The sequence below is a fragment of the Alloalcanivorax gelatiniphagus genome (assembly GCF_005938655.1).
Classification (GTDB): Bacteria; Pseudomonadota; Gammaproteobacteria; order Pseudomonadales; family Alcanivoracaceae; genus Alloalcanivorax; species Alloalcanivorax gelatiniphagus.
Genome location: NZ_VCQT01000027.1, coordinates 72,354 through 96,432, shown reverse-complemented (window position 1 = coordinate 96,432; position 24,079 = coordinate 72,354). Strand labels below are relative to the sequence as shown.

17 protein-coding genes are annotated in these 24,079 nt (G+C 68.7%); 16 read left to right on the top strand and 1 reads right to left on the bottom strand.

Annotated elements, in window-relative coordinates; all coding sequences use genetic code 11:
- Positions 1–5: 5 nt before the first annotated feature.
- Positions 6–488 (bottom strand): MSMEG_0572/Sll0783 family nitrogen starvation response protein, encoded by a 483-nt coding sequence (locus tag FGS76_RS08215; protein ID WP_138772145.1) that lies wholly within the window; start codon positions 486–488, stop codon positions 6–8.
- Between the two features lie 294 nt (positions 489–782).
- On the opposite strand from FGS76_RS08215, the gene FGS76_RS08210 reads away from it, so the two are divergent.
- The 16 genes from FGS76_RS08210 to FGS76_RS08135 all read left to right on the top strand — a co-directional run bounded on the left by FGS76_RS08210 (position 783) and on the right by FGS76_RS08135 (position 24,072).
- The gene (locus FGS76_RS08210) at positions 783–2,177 is read left to right on the top strand and encodes an aminotransferase-like domain-containing protein (RefSeq protein ID WP_138772144.1); all 1,395 of its coding nucleotides are present in this window, start codon (positions 783–785) and stop codon (positions 2,175–2,177) included.
- A 183-nt stretch (positions 2,178–2,360) separates the two neighbouring features.
- A complete protein-coding gene (locus FGS76_RS08205; protein WP_138772143.1) occupies positions 2,361–2,888 on the top strand; it encodes a GNAT family N-acetyltransferase in 528 nt (175 codons plus the stop codon).
- Positions 2,885–3,157: a DUF6916 family protein gene (locus tag FGS76_RS08200; protein WP_138772142.1), complete on the top strand. Its 273-nt coding sequence runs from the start codon at positions 2,885–2,887 to the stop codon at positions 3,155–3,157. Before FGS76_RS08205 ends, FGS76_RS08200 begins: the two co-directional genes overlap by 4 nt.
- Before the next feature lie 42 nt (positions 3,158–3,199).
- A complete protein-coding gene (locus FGS76_RS08195) occupies positions 3,200–3,631 on the top strand; it encodes a DUF6916 family protein (RefSeq protein WP_138772141.1) in 432 nt (143 codons plus the stop codon).
- Positions 3,632–3,634: 3 nt separating this feature from the next.
- On the top strand, positions 3,635–4,150 hold the full coding sequence (locus FGS76_RS08190; RefSeq protein WP_138772140.1) for a phage tail protein: 516 nt from the start codon (positions 3,635–3,637) through the stop codon (positions 4,148–4,150).
- A 12-nt stretch (positions 4,151–4,162) separates the two neighbouring features.
- On the top strand, positions 4,163–4,678 hold the full coding sequence (locus tag FGS76_RS08185) for a phage tail protein (protein WP_138772139.1): 516 nt from the start codon (positions 4,163–4,165) through the stop codon (positions 4,676–4,678).
- 9 nt (positions 4,679–4,687) lie between these two features.
- A complete protein-coding gene (locus FGS76_RS08180; protein WP_138772138.1) occupies positions 4,688–5,212 on the top strand; it encodes a phage tail protein in 525 nt (174 codons plus the stop codon).
- A 35-nt stretch (positions 5,213–5,247) separates the two neighbouring features.
- On the top strand, positions 5,248–12,186 hold the full coding sequence (locus tag FGS76_RS08175) for a choice-of-anchor Q domain-containing protein (RefSeq protein WP_138772137.1): 6,939 nt from the start codon (positions 5,248–5,250) through the stop codon (positions 12,184–12,186).
- 62 nt (positions 12,187–12,248) lie between these two features.
- Complete coding sequence (locus FGS76_RS08170) at positions 12,249–12,773, top strand: sigma-70 family RNA polymerase sigma factor (RefSeq protein WP_138772136.1); 525 nt, start codon at positions 12,249–12,251, stop codon at positions 12,771–12,773.
- Positions 12,770–13,765 carry a FecR domain-containing protein gene (locus FGS76_RS08165; RefSeq protein ID WP_138772135.1) on the top strand — a complete coding sequence of 332 codons (996 nt, stop codon included), beginning with the start codon at positions 12,770–12,772 and terminating at the stop codon, positions 13,763–13,765. Before FGS76_RS08170 ends, FGS76_RS08165 begins: the two co-directional genes overlap by 4 nt.
- A 135-nt stretch (positions 13,766–13,900) precedes the next feature.
- Complete coding sequence (locus tag FGS76_RS08160) at positions 13,901–16,417, top strand: TonB-dependent receptor (RefSeq protein WP_138772134.1); 2,517 nt, start codon at positions 13,901–13,903, stop codon at positions 16,415–16,417.
- A gap of 18 nt (positions 16,418–16,435) precedes the next feature.
- Complete coding sequence (locus FGS76_RS08155; protein WP_138772133.1) at positions 16,436–18,139, top strand: choice-of-anchor tandem repeat GloVer-containing protein; 1,704 nt, start codon at positions 16,436–16,438, stop codon at positions 18,137–18,139.
- Positions 18,140–18,318: 179 nt separating this feature from the next.
- Positions 18,319–19,005: a heme acquisition protein HasA gene (locus FGS76_RS08150; protein ID WP_138772132.1), complete on the top strand. Its 687-nt coding sequence runs from the start codon at positions 18,319–18,321 to the stop codon at positions 19,003–19,005.
- Between the two features lie 101 nt (positions 19,006–19,106).
- Positions 19,107–20,999, top strand: a complete 1,893-nt coding sequence (locus FGS76_RS08145) for a choice-of-anchor tandem repeat GloVer-containing protein (protein WP_138772131.1) — start codon at positions 19,107–19,109, stop codon at positions 20,997–20,999.
- Positions 20,996–22,735 (top strand): type I secretion system permease/ATPase, encoded by a 1,740-nt coding sequence (locus FGS76_RS08140; RefSeq protein WP_138772130.1) that lies wholly within the window; start codon positions 20,996–20,998, stop codon positions 22,733–22,735. Before FGS76_RS08145 ends, FGS76_RS08140 begins: the two co-directional genes overlap by 4 nt.
- Entirely contained in the window at positions 22,732–24,072 is a 1,341-nt protein-coding gene (locus FGS76_RS08135; protein WP_138772129.1) for an HlyD family type I secretion periplasmic adaptor subunit, read from the top strand. Before FGS76_RS08140 ends, FGS76_RS08135 begins: the two co-directional genes overlap by 4 nt.
- The last annotated feature ends 7 nt before the right edge of the window (positions 24,073–24,079 follow it).

Below are 24,079 nucleotides of genomic sequence, written 5' to 3'. Positions count from 1 at the left end.
CCTCCTTACAGGGTCCAGGTGTCGAGGATGAAGGCGTTGTCCCGGCGGTGGAGCAGCACCAGGTCCAGCACGTCCAGCGGATTGATTGGTTTTATCCCCTCAATCAATGACGGCTCGCCGTGGCCGTAGAGCGCCTGGAGCGCGAAGCGGCAGGCGTAAATCTTGCCGCCTTCGCCCATGAACTTGGTGAGCTGGTTGTTGACCGCCAGATGGCCCGGGAAGGCCTCGTCGCCCAGGGTCGGGAAACCCCGCTGCAAGCCAAGAGTGACGCCGGGGCCGTACAGTAGCACCGAGGTGTCGAAGCCCTTTCGCAGCAGGCGGGTGGCCTGCAACATATTGACCAGGCCGATGGAGCCCTCGAAAGCCACGGTATGGAAGGTCACCAGAGCTTTCTCGCCGGGCTCCGCCTTGACGTCCTCGAACACCTTCTCTTCGTAGTCGACGAAGAAATCGCCTTTCTGATGCGCTGCTTTTTCTACGGTGGGCATGGTCGCCTCCCTCTGCGTATGTAGTGGTGTCGCTGCGTGGGTAGTCGTGTCGGGCACCGGCGTGGGGCACCGGCGCGCGGCCCATGACCGGGCACTGGCACGACTGCGATCAAGAGCTGCAATCAAGATGCCAATCAAGTGGTAAATTGATTGATTGGTTGGGTCGGCTATGGCCCAATGGGCGGCGTTTGGCCGGGGCCTGCCGACGGCGTCCCGGCCGGCGACCAATCAAAGCAGCCACCCACCCCCGGCGGCCCGGGGAACCGGTGAACAACCCTGGTGCAGAGCATGACCATGGATAGTGCGAAAAAGGACGGCTGGCAGCCGCGACTGAAGGCCGGCAACAAGCCGGTATACCTGCGCATCGCCGATGCCATCGGCGACGACATCCTGGCCGGGCGGCTCACGGTGGGAGAGCGGTTACCGCCACTGCGGGATCTGGCGGCGCTGCTCCACCTCAACTACGCCACCGTGTCGCGGGCCTACAACGAGGCCCAGCGGCGCGGGCTGATCTATTCGCGGGTGGGGCAGGGGTCCTTCGTTTGCCAGCCGGGCCGGCCCAGCCGGCGCAGCGCCAGCGCCGCCCGGGCGGTGGACATGACCATGAATCTGCCGCCGGAGTCCCAGGACCCGCTGCTGCGGGAGCGCATGCAGGCCGGGCTGCGCGCTCTGGGGCCGGACCTGCAGCCGCTGATGCGCTATCAGGAGTTCGGCGGTTCCGCCGAGGACAAGGAGGCGGCGGTGGCCTGGCTGCAGCGGCGTCCGTTGCGGGTGGACGAGGACCGGGTGCTGGTGTGTCCCGGGGTGCAGAGCGCGCTGCTGGCGGTGCTCAGCAGTCTGGCCCGGCCCGGCGACGTGGTGCTTTGCGAGTCGCTCACCTACCCGGGGCTGCGCGCCATCGCCGGCCAGTTGGGCATCCGCCTGGTGGGCTTGCCCCTGGACGACGACGGTTTCGACCCGGACGCCCTGGCGCGGCTGTGCGCGGAGCATCATCCCAAGGCGTTGTATTGCAACCCGGTGCTGTTGAATCCGGCGGCGGTGACGCTCAGTGAGGAGCGCCGCCACCGGGTGGCGCAGATCGCCCGCAAGCACAATCTGCCGATTATCGAGGACGACGCCTACGGCATGCTGCCCAGTCACCGGCCGCCGCCGCTGGCCGAGTTGGTGCCGGAACTGACCTATTACCTTTGCGGCTTCAGCAAGTCCCTGGGCGCCGGCCTGCGCGTGGCTTATCTGGCGTTGCCGTCGGCCCGGGCGCGCTCGCGCATTGCCATGACCCTGCGGGCCACCACCGTGATGGCATCGCCGATCACCGCCGCGCTGGCCTCCTGCTGGGTACAGGACGGCACCGCCGACTTGGCCCTGTCGCTGACCCGCCAGGAATCCCAGGCCCGCCAGGGGCTGCTCGCCGGGATCCTGGGCAACGCCGATTACCGGTCCCACCCGGAGGCTTTCCATGCCTGGCTGAAAATGCCGCCGGCCTGGAGTCGCGTGGCCTTCGCCGCCCGGTTGCGGGCCCAGAACATCAATGTGGTGGTCAGCGACGCTTTCGCCGTGAACGGCAAGCCGCCGGAGGCGGTGCGCCTTTGCCTGGGCGGCCCGGCCAGCCGCCAGGATCTGGCCCAGGCCCTGCACCTGATCGGCGATGCCCTGGAGCAGCCGGGGGCCGCCAGCGCCGGTTTTTTCTAACCGCGTCTGAACGGCGGCCGCCCGGCTCTGGCCTGGCCCAGGCGGGGCAGGGCGGGAGCGCGCCGACTGGCGTTGAGTAACAATGGCACGGTGCCATGGGCCGTGGTAATGTCGCGCTCTCAATCGTCTTGGGGACGAAGCCGCAAACCAAATAACAGGCTTCGCACCGATTGTGGGGGATAAATGCTGACCGGAACCTTTGACCTGCCTGGCGGGTTGACGCTGCGTCCTGCGCGGTCGTCGGACACCGTCTTTCTGCGCGAGTTGTACGCCGCTACCCGGGTGGACCTGAGTCTGCTGCCGGACGCGGAGCTTGCCGCCTCCCTCATCGATCTGCAATTCAACGCCCAGACTGAAAGCTACGGCCGTGATTTCCCGGATGCCATGCACTTCATCATCGGCCTGCACCGGGACCGCATCGGTCGTCTGATCCTGGATTTCAGCGCCGGCCGCGTGCACGTGGTGGACCTGTCCTTGATTGCCGCCGCCCGTGGCCAGGGGCATGGCGCTTCGGTGCTGCGCGCCATGCAGCGCACCGCCGAACGGGTGGCGGCGCCGGTGATGCTGGCGGTGGACCGTGGCAACCCGGGCGCCCGTAATCTCTATGCCCGCCTTGGTTTTCACTCCGAGGGCGCGCGAGGGGATTTCCACGAAGCCCTGGTGTGGTGGCCGCCGGCGTTGTGCGAGCCGGGCAGGGAGGCGAGCGCGTGAGTCTGACTCTGCAGCAGGCCAGGGCGGTACTGGACACCGCCTTCGTGCTTGATCTGACACCGCCGCTGACCCTGTGGCTGCGGGAGGTGAACCCGGTCACCGGGCCCGGGGAGGCGTTCTCGATGATCTTCCACGCCCCGGCGGAGCCGGCCCTGCCCCAGCAAACCTATCGTCTGCGCCACGAGACGCTGGGCGAGCAATGGCTGTTTCTGGTACCGCTCTCGGAAGGGAGCGAAAGCGCCGTCTACGAGGCGCTGTTCAATAACTGAATCAGACCGGCGCGAGCCGGCATGTTGATTGTGGGGAAAAAAATGGACCGACGCGCCTTTCTGGTCGGGGTGGCCACCCTGCCCATGTTGATGGCCGGTTGTGGTGGTGGTGGCGGTGGCGGGGATGCCACCGCCGAGCCCGTCACCCCACCTCTGGAAGGAGCCCGCTCCCTGCGGGCCCGCCTGTTCCGTTCCCTGGAGGGGCAGACGTTTTATCTGGGGCATCCCACCTACGGCGTGGTCGACGCCGTGCTTGAGCAGGTGGTGGATTACACCGTGGATGACACGGTGGAGCAGTTCCTGCTGGAGTTCTCCACCGCCCCGGGGGTGGCTCTGCCCGAAGGCCGCTGGCCCCTGGAGCACCCCACCGCCGGCCGCGTGACCCTGTATATCCAGCCCGCCGGGGATGACCTGGAAAGGGACCACTACCGGGCCGTGTTCAGCCAACTCAATGATGCCGGCGAGGAGGAATAACCCATGTCCGAACCCTTTATTGGCGAGATTCGCCTGTTCGCCGGTAACTTCGCGCCCCGGGGCTGGGCGTTCTGCGATGGCCAGTTGCTGGCGGTGAGTCAGAACGACGCCCTGTTCTCCCTGCTCGGGACCATCCATGGCGGCGACGGCATTACCACCTTCGGCTTGCCGGATCTGCGCGGTCGCATTCCGGTACACGCCGGCCAGGGGCCGGGGCTCCAGGACCGCCGCCTGGGCGATTCGTTTGGCTTGGAGCGGGTGACCCTGATGAGCAACCAGATTCCCTACCACGAGCATCGGCCGGCGGGCACCAGGGCGGCGGCCAGCAGCCGCTTTCCCGAGGGCAATGTGTGGGCCGGCGCGCCCAATGCCGTCTACCGGCGGGCCACCCCGGACCAGGCCATGGCCGACGGCCTGGTGGAGCCGGCCGGCGGAAACCAGCCGCACGACAACATGATGCCGTTCCTGGGGGTGAACTTCATTATCGCCCTGGTCGGCATCTACCCAAGCGAAAACTAGGAGGGCCGCGCCATGTCCGAACCCTTTCTCGCCGAAATCCGCATGGTCGGGTTTAATTTCGCGCCCCGGGGCTGGGCCTTTTGCAACGGGCAGATTCTGCCCATCAACCAGAACCAGGCCCTGTACGCTCTGCTCGGCATCACCTATGGAGGCGATGGCCGAGTCTCCTTCGCCTTGCCGGATCTGTGCGGCCGCGCCCCGGTCCACCCGGGTACCGCCGCCGGCGACAACATTATTCAGGGGGATAAGTTCGGCGCGGAGACCCACACCCTCATCGAGGCGGAAATACCGAACCACACTCATGGTGTTCGCGCCAGCAGTGAGCCCACCAACGCCCCCATCCCGACCGGTAACACCTGGGGCGTGACCAGCGAGCCCTTCTATAGCCCGGCGGCCGGGCTGTCCATGGCGGACGGGGCGGTGGGCATCGGCTCCGGTGGCGGCGGCCAGGCCCATGAGAATTGTCAGCCGTCGCTGGCACTGAACTTCTGCATTGCCCTGAAGGGGCTGTTTCCGTCCATGAGCTGAGAGGCCACCATGTCCGAACCTTTTATTGCCGAAATCCGCATCTTCGCCGGTAGCTTCGCACCCCGGGGCTGGGCGTTCTGCAATGGCCAGCTGATGCCGATCGCCCAGAACTCGGCGCTGTTTTCCCTGGTGGGTACTACCTACGGCGGCGACGGGCGCAACACCTTCGGGCTACCGGACTTGCGGGGGCGAACGCCGTTGCACCCCGGCCAGGGGCCGGGCCTCACCCGTCGTAGGCTGGGCGAAAAAGGCGGCGCTGGCACGGTAACGCTCACTCAGGCGGAGATGGCGGCCCACAACCACGGCGTTCGCGCCAGCGCCGGCGCGCCGGACGCTACCTCGCCGGAAGGCGCGGCCTGGGCCGGCGACCGGCGCAGCCGGGCCCGGCTTTACAGCGACGGCGCCGCCGACGTGCGCATGTCGCCGCAGGCACTGCAAGCCGCCGGCGGCTTCCAGCCGCACAATAACCGCCAGCCCGGCTTGGGCATCAATTTCATCATTGCCTTGGTGGGCATTTTTCCGCCCAGGTCGTGACGCGCGCCGCGCTTTCGGTGTTTTTGGGGGACAATGTGAAAGATAACAAAGGAACCGCTCCGGGCCACCGGGCCGCCGGGCGACTGGGACGTACGCTGTTGGCCCTGGGGCTGCTGGGACTGACCTCCCTGGCCCAGGCGCTCACCCTGACGGTAAACAGCAACGCCGACGCGGCTGGCGGCGATTGCCAGGGCGGGGGCACCTGCACGCTGCGCCAGGCGGTCACTGAAGCCAACGCCATTCCCGAAGGCAGCGAGGCGCTGGTGACCATCGCCATCCCGGCGGGCACCTACACCCTGGGCGACACCCTGCTGATCGAGCGCGCCATGACGCTGGTGGGCGGCGGCGGTGACCCGGAAGCGGACCCCACCGCCACCATCCTGCAAGCGGGCACCACCGCCGGCGACGCGGCCAATGGCCAGCTGTTCCGCATCAACCCCTCCTACAGCAACGCCTTCGACACCCGCTTCGCCGCCCTGTGGCTGCGCCACGGCTACAACAACGGCCACGGCTACGGCGGCGCCCTGGACTGGGACGGCAGCGAGGGTTTCTCCGGCAACGGCGCCGGCACCCTGACCCTTTACAACACCCTGTTCACTGACAACGTGGTCAATGACCCGGCTGGCACCGGCGGCGCCGTGTCCGCTTTCTACGGCGCCGAAGTACGGGTGGAACGCTCCGCGTTCCGCGACAACCGGGTGGAGTACAACGGCACCCCGGTGGGTGACAGCGGCGCCCTGTCGGTGGCCTACACCGGCACCGTGACCCTGGACCGGGTCGACATCGACGGCAACCGGGCCGGCAGCGCCGGCGGCGCCGGCCTTTACCAGATCGGCACCCGGGCGGAGATCATCGCCAGCACCCTGGCCGGCAACGAAGCCGCCACCGGCCCCGGCGGCGGGCTGGTGATCGCCGACCTGGACGGTGAGGCCGAGCTGATCAACAGCACCTTCTCCGGCAACCGCGCCGCCACCAACGGCGGCGGCCTGGAGCTGGCCCCGGCGTCCGGCGCCTCCGGCCTGCGGCTGGTGCACGTCACCGTCACCGGCAACACCACCGGTGACGATATCGGCAATGGCCAGGGCGGCGGCTTGAACATGGCCAACGACAATGCCCCGGTGACCCTCTACAACACCCTGGTGGCCGGCAACCTGCTGGGCAACGACGACGCCAGCGACGTGGGCGGCGATCTGGATGGCGACAGCGCCCATAACCTGATCGGCACCGGCGGCGCCGGCGGCCTGACCGACGGCGTCCAGGGCAACCTGGTAGGCGTGGCCGAACCAGGGCTGGGCGACCTGGCCGACAACAACGGTTTCACCCGTACCGTGGCCCTGGCCAACGGCAGCCCGGCCCTGGATGCCGGCGACGCCAGCCTGCCCGGCGCCAATCTCGCCACTGACCAGCGCGGCTGGCGGCGGTCCTCCGCGGCGGCTTCCGCCAACCCCCAGGCGATCCCGGACATCGGCGCCTACGAAGCCCATCCCACCCTCAGCGCGATCGCCGATAACGAGATCCTCGGCCTGCCGGAGGGCGCCCCCACCCGGGAACTGGATTTCTATGTGGGCGACGCCGACCACATCCCCTTGCTGGGCCTTACCGTGAGCGCGGATGACACCACCCTGCTGCCCGCGTCCGGCCTGACACTGAGCGGCAGCGGCAACGCCCGCACCCTGTCGCTGACCCCGGCGGCGGGGCAGTACGGCACCACCACCGTCACCGTTACCGCCACCGGCTATGACGATAACGGCGGCGTCCAGGAAAGCCAGCAAAGCCAGGAGACCTTCCAGTTCCGCGTGATTCCGCCGCCGGAGCTGACCCTGACCAAAACGCACAGCGGCAATTTCCGCCAGGGCCAGAGCGGCGCCACCTATACGCTGACCGTGGGCAACCGGGGCCCGGGGGCCACCCTGGGCACCACCGTGACCCTCGCCGACACCTTGCCCGCCGGCCTGTCCGCCACCGCCCTGAGTGGCACCGGCTGGAACTGCACCCTGGCCACGGTGAGCTGCACCCGTGATGACGTGCTCGCCAGCGGTGCCAGCTATTCGCCGGTGACCCTGACGGTGGACGTGGCCAGCGACGCCGCCGCCAGCCTCACCAACCAGGCCGCCGTCAGTGGCGGCGGTGACGGGGACGGCGCCAGCGCCACCGACCCCACCAAGGTCCTGGTGGCCACCACCACCAGCCTGGCCACCGGCGGCTCCAGTGCCTATGGGCAGACCATCAACCTGGTGGCCACCGTGAGCCCCGACAGCGCCAGCGGCGACGTCACCTTCGAGCGCGCCAACGGCTCCGGCTGGGACACCCTCGGCTCCGCCACCCTGAACAGTGGCACCGCGGTGTACAGCATTCCCGATGGCTACGGCGTGGGCAGTTATACGTTCCGGGCCCGTTACCCGGGCGATGACGACCACTACCAAAGCGGCCCCACCAGCACCGGCCACACGGTGACCAAGGCGGACCAGACCCTCACCTTCTCGCCGCCGTCCAAGGTGACCTTTGGTGACAGCGCCTTTACGCTCAGCGCCAGCAGCGACGCCGGTCTGACGCCCAGCTTCGCCAGCTCCGACAGCGACGTGATCGCGGTAAGCGGCACCACCGCCACCATCGTCGGCGCCGGCAGCGTCACGCTCACCGCCAGCCAGGCGGGCAACGGCAATTACAACGCCGCCACGCCGGTGAGCCGCACCGTCACCGTGGACCCGCGCCCGGCAACCCTCACCATCACCGGGACCAGCCGTACCTATGACGGCAGCGCCAAGGCGGTGACCGTGACCACGGCGCCGGCCGGCTTGCCGGTGACGGTGACCTATGACGGCGCCGCCGCCGCGCCCACCGACGCTGGCGACTACGCGGTCCACGCGGCGACCGACAACCCCAACTACGCCGGCAGCGCCAATGCCACCCTGACCATCGCCAAGGCCAGCCAGACCCTGACCTTCCCGGCTCTGGCCAAGCGCACCGTCGGGGACGCGCCCTTCGCCCTGGGCGGCAGTGCCTCTTCCGGGCTGACGGTGAGCTATGCCAGCAGCAACCCGGCGGTGGTCACCGTCAGCGGCGGCACCGCCACCCTGGTGGGCGCCGGCAGTGCCACGGTGACCGCCAGCCAGGCGGGCAACGCCAACTACCAGGCGGCCACGGACGTGGCGCGCACCCTGGTGGTGGAAAAAGCCAGCCAGACCATCACTTTCCCGGCGCCCGCCCAGCGCACCGTGGGTGATGCCGGCTTCAACCTGAACGCCAGCGTGGATTCCGGCCTGACCCTCAGCTATGCCAGCGCCACCCCGGCGGTGGCCACCGTGGACAGCGCCGGCAACGTCACCCTGGTGGGCGCGGGCAGCACCGAATTGACCGTCTCCCAGGCCGGCAACGACGACTACCAGCCGGCCAGCATCAGCCACACCCTGACCATCAACAAGCAGGATCAGGCGCTGACCTTCGACGCCATCGCCGACCAGGATTACCCGGGCTCGCCGATTCAGGTACCGCTGGTCGCCAGCAGCGACCGCAGCCTGCCGATCACCTTCCGGGTGGACAGCGGTCCGGCCAGCGTGGCCGGTGACACCCTGACCGTGAACGGCACCGGCACCATCACCGTGGTGGCGGAGCAGGCCGGCAATGACGACGTGGCCGCCACCAGCGCGTCGCGCAGCTTCCAATCAAGCGCCGCCGGTGACGCCGCCTGGACCGTGGGCACCTGTGCCGACGGCGGCGAGCCGGACAGTCTGCGGGCGATTCTGGAGCAGGCGGTGGACGGCAATACCGTGCGCTTCCAGGCCGGCCTGGACTGCAGCGGCACCGATGCCATCCGCGTCGCCGACACCGGTACCCTGGTGATCGACCAGGCGCTGGATCTGGACGGCCAGGGCGCGCGCATCGAGATCAGCGGTGAGAGCCGGGTCGGTGTCCTGGCGGTGGCCGGTACCGCCGGCCCGGTGCGGGTGGCGGGCCTGACCCTGCGTGACGGCAATGCCGCCTTCGGCGCTGGCCTTAACGCGGAGAATCTCGCCGGCACTCTGACCCTGGAGGCGCTGAGCCTGATCGATAACCGGGCCAGCAACCGGGGTGGTGCCCTGAACCTCGCTCTGACCGGTGCCGGCGCCGAGCTGACCAACCTGACCCTGGCCGGCAACAGCGCGGACGGGCAGGGCGGGGCGCTGGCCGTGACCGCGGACAGTGCCCTCACGGTCACCGCCAGCCATCTCAGCGTCACCGGCAACAGCGCGCCGCTGGGCGCGCTCGCCGACCTTCAGGGTCCGGTGACCCTGGCGCTGCGCAATAGTGTGATGGCCGGCGGTGCCGACATCACCACGGCGGCGCTGCCCGCCGACCCCACCGGGCTGCCCACGGTGGCCGTGGACCATTCGCTGGTGGAAGGCGGCTATCCCGCCGGAACCGCCATCATCGACGCCGCGCCGCTGTGGAGCCGGCTCGGCGATCTGTATGCGCTGCTGCCGGGCAGCCCGGCCATCGGCGCCGGTGACACCGGCCAGTGCGCCGCCGTCGACCAGCGCGGCGTGACCCGCTCCGGCCGTTGTGACGCCGGCGCCTGGCAATCCCGGGGCTTCACCCTGGCCCTGGCCGGTGGCACCGACCAGAAGGCCCTGGTGGACGCGGACTTCGACGCCCCCCTGGCGATCACCGTGACCAGCGCCTCGGCGGAACCGGTGGTGGGTGGTCAGGTGACCTTTACCGGCCCCGTCAGTGGCGCCGGTATTGATGGCGGGCCACTGACCGTGGCCATCGGCGCCGCCGGCGCTGCCTCCACCTCGGTCACCGCCAATGGCGTGGTGGGCACCTACTCGGTCGGCGCCGACACCGCCGGTGCCGCCTCGCCGGTGACCTTTAACCTGGAGAACCAGCCCATCGGTACCGATCTGGCCCTGACGGCGGCCACCCCGGCCACCGTCAATACGGACTTTGATCTGACCGCCACCCTGACCGCCGATGCGGCCCTGCCCAGCGGCGCGGTGGACTTCCAGATCGAGGAAAACGGTGCCTGGAGTGACCTGGGCAGCCGCGCCCTGGCCGGCGACACCGCCGTGTACACGGTGAGCGGTGGTCTGGCCGCCGGTGGTTACCGGTTCCGGGCCCGTTTCCCGGGCAATGCCACCCATACGGCCAGCGACTGGGCGGAAGCCTCCGCCGTGGTCTACCCACCCCTGGCGGTGGACGATGGCGGCGGCGCGCCGCTGCCCGCCGGCGATGCCCGCACCCTGACCATCCAGGGCGGCGAGGGCAGTGATTATCAGGTGGATGTGCGTGCCCCGGGCGGTGGATTGTCCAGCCTTACGCCCACCTGTAGCGGCGGCACCTGCACGGTGCGCTTCCAGGCCCCGGATACCGGTGCCTTCGCCGGCACCTACCAGGTCACCGTGATCGACCGCGAAACCGGCTGGCAGCAGGTGCTGGATATCGTGGTGCCGCTGTCGGTGAGCGCCGACCGGACCCGGCTGCTGAGCCTGGACCCGAACCGTCACGCCACCGCCGTCTCGGTGACCGGCGCTGGCGCCGGCGCCACGGTAACCCTGTCTCCGGACGCTACCGCCCAGGGCGCCGGCATCCAGGCCGATGGCCCGGCCAGCGCCGCCGCCGATGCCGCTAACGGCAACCCGGCGGTCTTCACGCTGACCGCGCCGGACGCGCTGTCGGTGGCGTTGCCGGTGACCGTCACCGCCGCCTCGCCGGGATTGGCGGACGGCACTCTGACGCTGCGCGCCGAGCCGGCCACGGTCTACCAGGGTGTGGTCCGGGACTTGATGGGCATCATCCTGCCCGACGCGCAAGTAGTGCTGCTCAATGAGACCCTGGCCCGCGCCCTGCCGCCGCCCCTGGAGGACGAGCACGGCGAGCGCTACCGTGCCGAAGCGGACGACGATGGTCACTTCGTGCTCTACGCGCCGCCGCAGGCCAGCGGTACCCGCCACTGGCTGGAGGTGACGGCGCCGGGCTATGTGGCAACCCGCCAGGAGGCGGCGGACTGTGCCCTGTCGCCCTGCGGCCTGACGCTGACCGCCGCCGAGGATGTGGCCACGCCGCGCTTCACGCCGCCCGCCGGCGCCTACCCGGGAGGTGTCACCGTGACCCTGGAAACCACCAGCGCCGGGGCCACCCTGCGCTACACCCTGGACGGCACCACGCCGACCCCGAGCTACGGCACCGAGGTGCCCAACGGCACCCGCCTGTCCCTGGAAGCCGACACCACCATCAAGGTGATCGGCTATCAGGCCGGCCTGAACCCGTCCGAGGTGGCCAGTGCCCGCTACACCATCACCGCCGTGACCGTGGACAGCGGCGGCGGTGGTGCCGGCGGCCTGGGCTGGTTGTTGTTGGCGCCGCTGCTGCTGTGGCGGTCCAGCGGCGGTCGCCGGGCCGCGGCCCTGGCCCTGGCGGTGCTGATGCTGGCGCCGCCCCTGGCCCGGGCCGACGGCCTGTTCCTGGGCGCGGAGCTGGGCCAGGCCCACAGCCGGGTGGCCAACGGCGACATCAATGACCGCCTGGCCCTGCGTGGCCAGCGTGGCGAGGCGCGGGTCAGTGACCGCCGCCGTGGAGCCGGGCGTCTGTACGCCGGTTACCAGTGGGGCCAGGGCTGGGAAGCGCAACTGGGCTACACCGACCTGGGTGAGCTGTCGGTGGCCTACGACGACACCGGCCCGGTGTCCGCCGCCGCCCTGGCCGCCGCCACCCCGGTGGCCGGTCAGGGCCTGGAGGCCAGCGCCGGCCACCGCTGGGCCCTGGACGAAGCCTGGTCGTTGAGTGCCCGGCTGGGTTTGATTCACTGGCGCACGGAGCTGGAGGTGGCCGGTGACGAACGCACCCGTTGGGGCACCGGCCTGGTGTTCGGTGCCGCCTTGGAGCGGCGCTTGACAGATCACTGGGACGCCTATCTGGCCTGGACCCGTTACCGGCTGGAAGGGGAGGACACCGATCTGCCCGCCCTGGGACTGCGCTACCGGTTCGACGCCTTGTAAAATCGCCCCGCCAGTATAATAATGAGAACCATTCTCATAAACGCTGGGCGGGGTTGCCTTCCATGGGCGCGGAATCGTACTACCGGAACGAAGCGGTCAAGGTCCTGTACTGTCATCACCACGGCTGGCTGACCGGCTGGCTGCGCAAAAAACTGGGCTGTTCCCACCGCGCCGCGGACATGGCCCAGGACACCTTCCTGCGCATACTGACCTCCCAGGCCGACCTGGGCGGCATCAAGGAACCCCGCGCCTATCTGACCACCATCGCCGGCCGTTTGATCATCGACGACGCCCGCCGCAAAAAGGTGGAGCAGCTTTATCTGGAAACCTGGAGTGCCCTGCACGGGCAGGATGCGGCGCCGTCGTCCCAGGCGCTGGCGGAGGTGGTGGAGCTGATCAGCGCCATGGCCCGCTTGCTTGACGGTTTGCCGGAGAAGCCCCGGCGCGCCTTCTTGATGAGCCGCCTGGAAGGCCGCCCCCACGGTGACATTGCCCGGGAGCTCGGCGTCTCGGTAAGCATGATCAAGAAATACGTGGCCAGCGCCTTGCTGCATTGTCTGGAACTGCTTGATGAGGCGCCACGGTGAACGACGAGGACCAGCGCCGTCTGCTCGGCGAAGCGGCGGAATGGCTCGCCACTCTGCATTCCGGCGAAGTCAGCGACAGCGAACGGCGCCGCTGTGAGGACTGGCGCCAGGCGCACCCGGATCACGAGCGGGCCTTCCGCCGGATGGAGACTCTGTGGGGCCGTTTCGACGGTTTGGAAAGCGGCGCCAACGGCGCCGCCACCTCCACCTTGAAGGCGGTGCTGGGCACCGGCCACCGGCCCCGTCTGCGTGGTGTTGGCGGTGGTGGGAGCGCCCTGGTGGCGGTGCTGTTGCTCGGCGGTGTGGCGTTGCTGGCCGGCGGGGTTCCGGCGCCGGCGGACTGGCTGGCGGACTATCACAGCCCCACCGGTGTTCAGCGCCGGGTGGCGCTGCCCGATGGCAGTGAGCTGATTCTGAACACCAACACCGCGGTGGATCTGGATTACCGCGACGATGAACGTCGCGTGGTGCTGCGCCACGGTGAGTTGCTGGCGCGGGTGGCCCCGGACCCGGCGCGGCCGTTCGTGGTGCAAAGCGCCGCCGGTACCGCCCGGGCCCTGGGCACCCGTTATACCGTGCGCGCCCGGGAGCAGGGCATGGACGTGGTGGTCACCGAATCTTCCGTGGAAGTGTGTGGGCCCCCGGCATCGCCGCCGGCACGGGCACGCTGCGCCGCCACCCCGGAGGGGCACGGCATCCAGGTGCGTGATGGCCGGCCCGGCGTGGCCCGACCGGTGGACACGGCGGTGGCCACCGCCTGGGTCCGGCACCGGTTGGTGGCCGATGATCGCCCGCTGAACGAAGTGCTCGCTGAACTGGCCCGTTACCGTGGCGGTCTGCTGCGCTATGACGATAAGGCGCTGGCGGCGATCCGCGTTTCCGGTGTTTTCCCCCTCGATAATACCGACCAGGCCCTGGCGTTGCTGGCGGCCCACGCTCCCATTCGGGTGCGCCATTTCAGCCGTTTTCTGACCCTGATCTCCCCCCGCTAACCGGCGGGCGGCGCCGTCGCCCCCCGCCGTTGCCGTCCCTGCCCAAGAGAAATTCAAAAAAAATCATTCGCCGCTGTCCCGCCACGGCACTGGCCCGTCATCAACAGTGAATCAAACGAGAATGGGAATCAGTTTATGGCATTCAGGTGCGCATCGCGGCCCCCGGGAGCGGTGCTGGCATTGATGGTCCTGGGGCTGGCCCTGGCCGGGCTGGCGGCGCCCTGGCGGGCGGCCTGGGCGGACTCGGTGGCGCCGGCGGAGCGCCACTATGAGATTGCGCCGGGCCCCCTGGCGCAGGCGTTGAACCGCTTCGCCCTGGAAGCCGGGGTGGTGATGTACTACCCGCCGGAACTGGCGCAAGGCCACCGCAGCCCCGGGCTTGAGGGGCGCTATACCGTGGCGCGGGGCTTCCGGGCGTTGTTGAGCGGCACCGGCCTGGAAGCACGGCGGGACGAGAGCGGCGTTTACACCCTTGCCCCGGCCGGCGCGCCCACCACGGCGCGGCTGGCGCCGGTCACCGTGAAGGGCGAGCCGGAGCCCCGGCGCGGCATGTACCGCGAGCCCCGCTCGGTAAGCGTGGTAACCCGTGAGGATATTGACCGCATCGCGCCGCGCAATACCTCCGACGTGCTGGCGGCGGTGCCCGGCGTGCACACCTCCCAGAGCCGCCAGGACCCGGGGGTGTCGGTGAACATTCGCGGCCTGCAGGATTTCGGCCGCGTCAACGTGATGATCGACGGCACCCGTCAGAACTACCAGCAGAGTGGCCACGGCAGTAACGGTCAGGTGTACCTGGACCCGGCCTTGCTGTCCGGCGTGGATGTGGCCAAGGGCCCCACGTCCACGGAGGGCGGCGCCGCGGTGATTGGCGGGGTGGTCGACTTCCGCACCCTGGAGTTCGAGGATCTGGTCGATAGCGGCGCCGATCACGGTGGCCGCATCAGCATGACCAGCGGTGACAACGCCTACCATTTCGCCGGCAGCCTGGCCGCCGCCACCCGGCTCACCGACGATTTGGATCTGGTGGCGGCGATCAGCCGCAAGAACGTGGGCGCGTTCGAGAAAGGCGAACGGGGTTCCAAGGATGGCGGCTACTGGCACGGCCTCAGCCAGTACACCGGCCAGGACCAATGGTCCGGTCTGTTCAAAAGCACCTGGCATTTGGGCGATGCCCAGCGTTTGAAATTCAGCTACATCGGCCTGGAGGCCGAGTTCGACCAGGGCAGCACCACCAGCGCCCGGGAAGGCGCGACCGACCACAACCGGGTGCGCACCGACACCGTGCTGTTCAACTACGACCTGTTCCCCGCCAGCGGCTGGCTGGATCTGCGGAGCAGCCTCTATTACACCCGCACCGCCAACGACCAGGACCGCCCCGACAAGGGGGATGGTTACGGCGCCTTCTCGGTGCGCTACGAAACCAACACCGTGGGCGGCACGCTCAGCAATCGCACGTCCCTGGAGCTGGGCGACTGGCCGGCGGCGTTGATGTTCACCTATGGCACCGAGTTCTACCACGACTGGACCCGGCCGCGGGCCAGCAAGGAAAGCGCAGGCGACGGCGAGCCGAGCTGGTTTTCCGGGCCCACCCCGGAAGGCGAGCGCAGTGTCGCCAGCCTGTTCAGCCAGGCGCACTTCAAGCACGCCAACGGGCTGGAGCTGATCGGTGGCCTGCGCTACGACTATTTCCGCCTTGAAGGCGAGGGCGAGATGTACGTCGGCAGGGAGGAGAACGCTCCCGGTGTCCGCCCCCCGTACACCTCCTACTACAGCGATTTCGCCGTCGCCCGTCACGACGGCTTCCTGTCGCCCACCGCCACCGCCGCCTGGCAGCTCACCAATCCTCTGCAGATTTTCGCCAGCTATGGCCGTGGCGTGCGTCCGCCAGCGATCACCGAGTCGCTGATGTGGGGCTCCCACGTGGGCAACAGCTTCCCGTTTTTCCCCAACCCGGGGCTGGAGCCGGAGCGCTCCACCAACTGGGAAGCGGGCGCCAATCTGCGGCTGCCGAATCTGTTCCGCGACGGTGACCGGCTGAGTATGAAGGCCGCCTGGTTTGATACCCGGGTGGAGCATTACGTGGCCCAGGGCCCGGTGGTGAACCCGGCCAGCGTGGGTGAGGGCGGGGATATCAAGGCATTCGCGTTCGTCAATCTGGACGACCCGGTGCGCTTCCGGGGTCTGGAATTGCAGGCCGACTATGACGTGGGCGTGACCTTCGCCCAACTGAGCTGGACCCACACCCTCCACGACCTCGGCAGTGGCGGCTACGACCCCTACCCGCTCGGCAATTTCACCGGCTCGATTCCGCCGGACGGTTACGGCGCCGCCACCGGCGGCGGTGTCCTGTACATGTTGCCACCGCGCAAGAAGGGCACGCTGAGCACCGGCGTGCGCCTGTTCGACCGGCGCCTGACCCTGGGGGGCCGGGTGCGCTACGAGGACAACGACGGCCGTGGCGGCACCATGTACGAAGACGTGGTGGACTGGACCGTCTACGACCTGTGGGCCAGCTATGAGCCCAATGATGCCCTCACCCTGCGGCTGGCGGTGGACAACCTGCGCGACCGCAACTACGCCGAACTCAATGGCACTTCTTACTGGATCGCCCCGGGCCGCACGGTCACCGGGACGCTTTCGTTGCGATTTTGATTTTTTCAGGAGCCTGATATGACCCGTTCTGTTTTTTCCGGCGCCCCGGCGCGCCTTCTTGGCCTGGGCCTGACACTGATGACGGTGGGCACCCCGGCGCTGGCGGACCTCACCCCCCGGGTGCTGCATCATTTTGAAGCCGCCGACGCCGGCAACGGCGCCAATCCGTATCAGCCGCCGGTGTACCGGGCCGATGACGGCGCGCTGCTGGGGGTGACGTCGATGGGTGGCGGCGCCATGGCTGGAACCTACTACCAATTGCAGGATGGGCCGGCCCCGGCTTATCAGGCGTCGGCGTTCGCCGAGGCCGGCGCGCTCGGGCTGGGCACCGGTCTGGTGGTGGACAGCCAGGGGCGAGCCTACCTGGGTTCCTCGCCCTTCATGGGCACGCCGGGCCTGTTTCGCTGGGTGGCCGGCGGCACGCCCGTCAATGCTGTGAGCGGCGCGCTGCCGGGGGGCTCGGAAGAGGCCTTCAGGCCGCGCGGACTGTTCGCCGTGGACGCCGACGACAATGTCTATTTTGGCGGCGGCACCGGCCGTCTCGGCAACGGCCTGTTCCGGCTCGATGCCGATGGCGCTCTGACTTGGCTGGTGGACTTTCAGTTGCCGGCGTACGTGGAGGGCGACGGCGGCCCACACAGCATCTATTTGAAAGGGCAGTACCCGGTGGCGTTGGCGGTGGATGATGCCGCCGGCATGCTTTACGGCATCAACGTGCGAGACCAATCCGGCGGGGCCGGGGATGTGTCCTCCGTGCCCGACGGCGACGAAACCGCCGGCACCCTGTTCAGCGTCGACCTTTCCCAGGCGGTGGGCCGGGGCGCCACGCCGGTGACCTTGCTGCACACCTTCGCCAAAAACGCCGAAGGCGAAATCAAGGGCAATGACGCCGGTCAGCAGGCGCTGGTATGGGATGGCGAATGGCTGTACGGCACCACCACCCTGATCGTTTGGCGCTATCGGATTGGCGATGCGGACAGCTTCACCGTGCTGCACCGCTTCGGCGACGGTGAAGACGAAGACGGCGAGACCCCCCGGGGCCCGCTGGTGCTGGCCCGGGACGGTAATCTCTATGGCACCACCGAGCGCACCAGCGCGGCCGGCGCCGGCGCGCTCTACCGCATTCGCGTCGGCGCCGCCACCGACCGCGCCGACGACGCCTATGAGCTGCTGCATCTGTTCGACGTGGAGAGCGACGGTGCCTTCGCCAATGGCTTGAGCGCCGGGCCGGTGAACCAGGCAACCCAGATCCTGTACGGCGCCACCCGCTTCGGTGGCGCCACCGGCGACACGGTGGCCGCCAACAACGCCACCGGCAACGGCACCGTTTACGCCCTGGATCTGCCTCTGCCCGCCACGGCCAACATCGATATTCAAGCGCAACCCGCCACCCTCACCGAAGGCGAAAGCACCACCCTGACCTGGTCCGTCACCGGCGCCGACCAGTGCGTGGGCGAAGGCAAGTGGGGCGGCAACAAGGCGCTGCAGGGCAGTGAAACCCTGACCCCGGACGTGACCGGCGAATTCACCTACACCCTGACCTGCGTGGACGGCGACGACCAAACCGTGTCCGCCAGCGCCACCGTCACCGTGAACGCCAGCAGCGGTGAAGGCACTGAAGGCAGTGAAGAAGAAAGCGGCGGCGGTGGCGGCGGCGGCGGTAGCGCCCACTACCTGATGCTGCTGGCGCTGGCGGTGCTGCTCCGCCGTCGCGCCGCCTGAGCGAACAGCGATAGCAATGGGACAGCAACGATCATCCGAATGCCAGCCAGGGCCAGCCTCGGAGAGCACCGGTAGGGAACGCCGGTCAGTTACGGCATCGGGTTACCGGTGCCGGTTCCAACGGCGGCGCCGCCGGGACGGCGCGCCGCTCTCTCAATGACTCAGTAAGGAGATTTACCATGAGCATTACCGTGACTTACTCGGCTACCTTCGGCAACTACAGCCAATGGGATGCAGCTGACGGCCTTTACACCGACAATGAACAGGAAACCGACTTCGTGAAAGAAGATGGTTTTCTGCCCTTCTATAACGAACATTTCGAGATCGCCGATCACGGCAATAACCCGGGTGCCTTCGCCGGCGCCGAAGACCCGAACCCGGAAGTGGACCTGGGCTTTTGGGGCAACTTCGGAACCTTCTCCGGCACCCAGTACGCCTCCGAAGGTGAAGCCCCCGGCCTGGACCTGGGCTTTATCGTGCAGGCGGCCAGCGGTGAGTACCTGAACTACACCTTCTTCGCCGGCCCCACCCACACCCTGTACGGCGAAATCGGCTCCATCACCTTCGGCAGCGGCCTGAGCCAGGACGCCAACGGTGAGTACTACTTCACCGAAGAACTGGTGACCATCGACGGCCTGGACACCATCGGCCTTAACGGCGGCCTGGACGCCAACGGCGAGGTGATCGACCGCAACGACGGCAATAACGATACCCACAACATCATCAATGGCCTCAAGGACGGTGATGCTTCCGCGTTGTGGGCGGCCATTGACGGAAATATCGGCTCCGAGGTCTATGAGTCCGCCGTGGCCGAACTGCTGGGTGTCTCCGTAGCGACGGAAACCGAGCTGGAACTGGCGGCCTGATCGATTCGTGTCCGTCCATCGTCCGCCGCGTGTTCGCGGCGGGCGATTTTTTCCTTATGACCGCTCTTGTTGTTACGAACTTGTTTTTTATGGAGAACGTCATGCCCGTCGTCGCCGCCCTCCGGGCACTCACCGCCGCCGCGCTGTTATGCGCCATGCCGTTGACGCTTGCCGCCGGCGAGCCGGTGGAGGTGCTCAACCTGACCACCTTTCGGGGTACCAGTGGCGACACCACCTGGCCGCCGGCCGTGCGGCCCACGGTGCCGCCCATCCTGGTGGGGGAGCAGCTTTACGGCGCGACAGCGGTCGGGCTTTTCGTGCTGCCGGATTACCCGGCCCAGTATCAAGTGCCGACTGATTTCAGTGAGGCCTTTCCGGAACTCACCCGGAGTGGCTTGTACAGCGGTGGCCCGCTGGTGCATGACCCGGAAAGCGGGCGTTTCTATGGTGTCGGCCTGGCGACAAGCGTCCTGAGTCGCGGGCCCGGATTGCTCTACCGCACCGAATCCGATGGTGGTGTCGCGGAAAAGGTCGCCGATCTCAATCAGCCCAATGGCGTGTTGCTGATTCAGGGGCGCACCCTCTATGGCCTGGACCGGACCCCGGACGGCGAAGGCCAGCTGTTCGCTCTGGACCTGGACGATGCCCGGGCGTCTCCGCGCATCGTGCACACTTTTTCCGCTGAGCTGTCCGAGTTTCCGCAGCACCTGAATGGCCTGATCGCCGGCGACGATGGTCTGCTTTACGGTCTGATCGCCTACCAGCGCGGCATCCCCTATATGCCGGGCACGCCCTCGGCGCCGGATACTCCCACCGGGGCCCTTTACCGGCTCGACCCGGAGCAACCAGGCAGTTTCGAGATCGTGCATACCTTCACATTGGCGGAAGGGGAGCTGCCCTGGCGTTACTGCAACTCGACCAGATGCTATAGCTCGCACGAGGACGATGTGCTGGCCTGGCCAGTGGTGGGCCCGGACGGTTACCTGTACGGCACCACCTCTGTGGCCAACTGCAAGGCCAAGGGCATATTCGATAACCCGGCCAATGCGCAATATATGATGACCTTGCCGTTATGCGCGGGCCGCCTGGAAGCGAAATCCTTTCCCGAACGCTATCTCGGACCGCCGCCGTATTACGACGGCGGGATTCTCTATGGCGCGGTGTACCGGGTACGGCCCGACGGCAGTGATTTCACCCTCCTGCACCTTTTCTCCGGCGACGATGGCGTACTGCCGCGCGGGCCGCTGGCGGTGGGCGCCGATGGCAATATCTACGGCACCACCCTTAGCGGCGGGCAAAGCGGCGTACCGCAATCGGCGGACTATGACCCGGCGGCGCCGGGCACCCCGGCGCGGTCCTATGGCGGCACCCTCTATCGCATCGACCCGCGGGCGATCGACGTGCGGGACGGTACCGTGCTGGAAAGCGGCTTCGAGTTTTTGTACAGCTTTGTTGGAACGATCGGCGGTTTCCCTACGGGGCTCACGGCCGGGAGCGATGGCCGGCTCTATGGCGCGAACAATAGTGGCGGCGAGGAATATATCAACGGGGCCGGCAAGTTGGTTAAAGGAAATGGCACGGTGTTCCAGGTCAATCTGGACCCGAGCGCCCCCCGCGCCCGGGTCACGGTGACCACCTCGCCGGTGGACATCGACCAGGGCGAAACCGCCACGGTGATCTGGACCTCCCAGCACACCCTGAACTGCGTGGCCAGCGGTGGCTATGAGGGTGATGGCTGGAGCGGGCCTCGCGCCCCGGTTGGCGATTGGACGGTAAGCCCGCCGAAGGCCGAGCTTTATTATTACACCCTGACCTGTGAAAACGCGCTCACCGGTGGCCAGATCGCGAACCGGGCGGTGCTGTCCGTGGGCGGCGCGGATCGCACCAAGGACGGCAACAGCGTCGAGTACGGCAATGGCAGCGGCGGTGGCCTGGGCCCGTTTTTGCTGGCCGGTCTGGCGCTGTTGCTGGGGCGTCGGCGGGGTCTTTCATGAAAGCCGCCCAAGTGGACGAGGTGCGCGCCGCGCTCACCGAGCAGCGCGGCCTGCTGGGGTCGGTGGCCGCGTTCAGCGCCGCCATCAATCTGCTGATGCTGCTGCCGGCGTTGTACATGTTGCAGGTTTACGACCGGGTGCTGTCCTCCGGCAACGGCGACACCCTGCTGATGCTGACGGTGTTGGTGCTGGGCCTGTACGCCTTGATGGGGGCGCTGGAATGGCTGCGCGGTTTGCTGGTGATCCGTCTGGGCGACGCCCTGGACCGCCGGCTGGCGGCCCGCGTCTATGGGGCGGCGTTCGACCGGCAACTGGCCGGTGGCGCCAACCCGGCGGCCCAGGCGGTGAGCGACCTTAATCAGGTGCGCCAGTTTCTTACCGGCAATGCCATCTTCGCGTTCTTCGACGCCCCCTGGGCGCCGCTGTATCTGCTGGTGCTGTTCCTGTTCCACCCGTTGCTGGGCGCGCTGGCGCTGGTCGGCGCCTTGTTGCTGCTGGCGCTGGCGCTGATCAATGAGCGCTGGTCACGGCAACCACTGCGGCAATCCGGCCGCCTTAACGCCGAGGCCGGCAAATTGGCCGGCGACCAGATCCGCCAGGCGGAGACGATTCAGGCCATGGGCATGCTGGGCCGGGTGCGTGGCCGCTGGGCCGCGCCCCATGGCGAGGCGGTGGATCAACAACACCTGGCCAGCGAACGGGCGGCGCTGATGACCGCCCTCACGCGCACCCTGCGCATTGCCCTGCAATCGCTGATGCTGGGCGGCGGCGCCTGGCTGGCGATCCAGGGTGATCTGACCCCGGGCATGATGATCGCCGGTTCGATTCTGATTGGCCGCATGCTGGCACCGGTGGAGCAGGTAGTGGGGGTATGGCGGCAATGGAGTGGTACCCGTCTTGCCCACCGGCGTCTTTGCCTGCTGCTTTCCAGCTACCCGGCACCGGCGGCCGGGCTGGCGCTGCCGGCCCCGGCCGGGGCGCTGGCCGTGGAAGGGCTGACGGTGGTGCCGCCGGCGGGCCAGCGCGTCACCCTGTCGGGTCTGTCGTTCTCCCTGGCGGCCGGGGAAATCCTCGGCGTGGTGGGGGAATCCGGCTCCGGAAAATCGTCCCTGGCCCGGGCCCTGGTGGGCGTGTGGCCGGCGCGGACCGGCAAGGTGCGGCTGGACGGCGCCGACCTGCACGGCTGGGACCGGGAACGCCTGGGGCCATGGCTGGGTTACCTGCCCCAGGATGTGGCGTTGTTCGCCGGCAGCGTGGCCGAGAACATCGCCCGCTTTGGCCCGGTGCACGCGGACAGCGTGGTGGCGGCGGCCACCGAGGCCGGCGTGCACGACATGATCCTGCGCTTGCCCCAGGGCTATGACACCGTGCTGGGGGACGGCGGCGCCGGCCTTTCCGGTGGCCAGAAACAGCGCATCGGGCTGGCCCGGGCGTTGTACGGCGAGCCGGTGCTGCTGGTGCTGGACGAACCCAATGCCAACCTGGACGAACGGGGTGAGGCGGCGTTGGCGGCCACCCTGCGCGGGCTCAAGGAGCGTGGCCGCACCGTGGTGTTGATCACCCACCGGGCCGGGGTGCTGGCGTGCACCGATAAGCTGCTGGCGCTGAGTGGCGGAACCGCCCGGGCCTTCGGGCCCACCGGCAAGGTACTGGAAAGCCTGCGCGCCGCCCGGGAGGGCGCCACGCCGGCGGCGGCCGCTGGCTACCGCATGGGCAACTGGGGGGCGGCACGATGAACGCGGGCGTATCCCTGGACCGGATGGTGCCGGCCTCCCGGCCGGTTACCCGACGCAGTGGCGTGCCGGCGGCGCGGGTGGGTTGGTGGCTACTGGCCGCCGGCCTCGGTGGCTTTTTGCTGTGGGCGGCGCTAGCACCGCTGGACGCCGGCGTGGCCCTGGAGGGCACGGTGATGGTCACCGGCCACCGCCAGGCGGTGCAGCCTGCCGCCGCCGGCGTGGTGGCGCGGGTGCGGGTGGATGAGGGCGAACCGGTTCGCCAAGGCCAGGTGCTGGTGGAACTGGACCCGGACACCGCCCAGGCGGAACGGCAGGCGGCCCAGGCCCATCGGGCCATGGCCGCCGCCACGGTGGCGCGCCTGGAAGCGGAGCAACGGGGCGACCAGAAACTGGCGCCGGACCCGGCGCTGCAAGCAGCGGCCAAGGACGACCCCGCCCTGGCGGCGGCCCTGGCCCTTCAGGGCGAGCTGCTGGAAAGCCGGGCGCTGGCTCTTGGCGCCCGGGAACAGGCGTTGCGGGAAAGCCTGGCCGGGGTTCAAGCCTCCCTGGCCGGGCACCGGGCCCGGGCCGCCGCCCAGGACCGCCGGCTGGCGCTGCTCGATGAACGGCTGGCGGCGCTGCGCCCCCTGGCGGAACAGAACTATGTGCCACGCAACCGGATTCTGGAGCTGGGCGAAAGCCGGGCGGCGGTGGTCGGTGAGCGCGCCTCCAGTACCTCGGCGGCGCGCACCGCGCAGAACCGCATCGGTGAACTGCGTGCCGAGCTGGACGGCCTGCGCCGTGAGCACCAGCGTGAGGTGGAGCAGAGGCTGGCTGAACAACGGCTGGAGCTGGCCCGCCAGGAGCAGCGGTTGGCGGCGGCCCGCTACCAGGAGGCCCACACCCGGCTGCTGTCACCGGCGGATGGCCGCGTGGTTGGCCTGAACCTGTACACCGCCGGCGCGGTGGTCGGTGCCGGTGACACCCTGATGGAGATCGTGCCCGACGGTGTACCCCTGCGGGTGGAAGCACGGGTGCCGGTGGACCGCATCGATACGGTGGCGCCCGGGTTGCCGGTGGAGCTGATGTTCACCGCCTTCAACCGCAGCCGCACGCCCCGGGTACCGGGCCGGGTTGAGCAGGTGTCCGCCGACCGCCTGGAGGACCCGGTCAATCACCGGCCCTACTACAACGCGCGCATCGAGGTGCCCGCCGAGGCGCTGCGCCAGCTCGGTGACGCCCGGCTGCAGGCGGGCATGCCGGTGCAGGCCTTCGTGCGCACCGGGGAGCGTTCGCTGCTGAGCTACTGGTTCAAGCCGCTGCTGGATCGCCTGCCCCGGGCCTGGGAGGGCGAATGAGTCCGCT

Excerpts from the sequence above, each read along its gene's own strand:
- FGS76_RS08160 (WP_138772134.1), top strand. The coding sequence starts at position 13,901 with ATGGCATTCAGGTGCGCATCGCGGCCCCCGGGAGCGGTGCTGGCATTG.
- FGS76_RS08215 (WP_138772145.1), bottom strand. The coding sequence starts at position 488 with ATGCCCACCGTAGAAAAAGCAGCGCATCAGAAAGGCGATTTCTTCGTC.
- FGS76_RS08195 (WP_138772141.1), top strand. The coding sequence starts at position 3,200 with ATGGACCGACGCGCCTTTCTGGTCGGGGTGGCCACCCTGCCCATGTTG.
- FGS76_RS08205 (WP_138772143.1), top strand. The coding sequence starts at position 2,361 with ATGCTGACCGGAACCTTTGACCTGCCTGGCGGGTTGACGCTGCGTCCT.
- FGS76_RS08170 (WP_138772136.1), top strand. The coding sequence starts at position 12,249 with ATGGGCGCGGAATCGTACTACCGGAACGAAGCGGTCAAGGTCCTGTAC.
- FGS76_RS08145 (WP_138772131.1), top strand. The coding sequence starts at position 19,107 with ATGCCCGTCGTCGCCGCCCTCCGGGCACTCACCGCCGCCGCGCTGTTA.
- FGS76_RS08150 (WP_138772132.1), top strand. The coding sequence starts at position 18,319 with ATGAGCATTACCGTGACTTACTCGGCTACCTTCGGCAACTACAGCCAA.
- FGS76_RS08180 (WP_138772138.1), top strand. The coding sequence starts at position 4,688 with ATGTCCGAACCTTTTATTGCCGAAATCCGCATCTTCGCCGGTAGCTTC.
- FGS76_RS08210 (WP_138772144.1), top strand. The coding sequence starts at position 783 with ATGGATAGTGCGAAAAAGGACGGCTGGCAGCCGCGACTGAAGGCCGGC.
- FGS76_RS08155 (WP_138772133.1), top strand. The coding sequence starts at position 16,436 with ATGACCCGTTCTGTTTTTTCCGGCGCCCCGGCGCGCCTTCTTGGCCTG.
- FGS76_RS08185 (WP_138772139.1), top strand. The coding sequence starts at position 4,163 with ATGTCCGAACCCTTTCTCGCCGAAATCCGCATGGTCGGGTTTAATTTC.
- FGS76_RS08140 (WP_138772130.1), top strand. The coding sequence starts at position 20,996 with ATGAAAGCCGCCCAAGTGGACGAGGTGCGCGCCGCGCTCACCGAGCAG.
- FGS76_RS08190 (WP_138772140.1), top strand. The coding sequence starts at position 3,635 with ATGTCCGAACCCTTTATTGGCGAGATTCGCCTGTTCGCCGGTAACTTC.
- FGS76_RS08135 (WP_138772129.1), top strand. The coding sequence starts at position 22,732 with ATGAACGCGGGCGTATCCCTGGACCGGATGGTGCCGGCCTCCCGGCCG.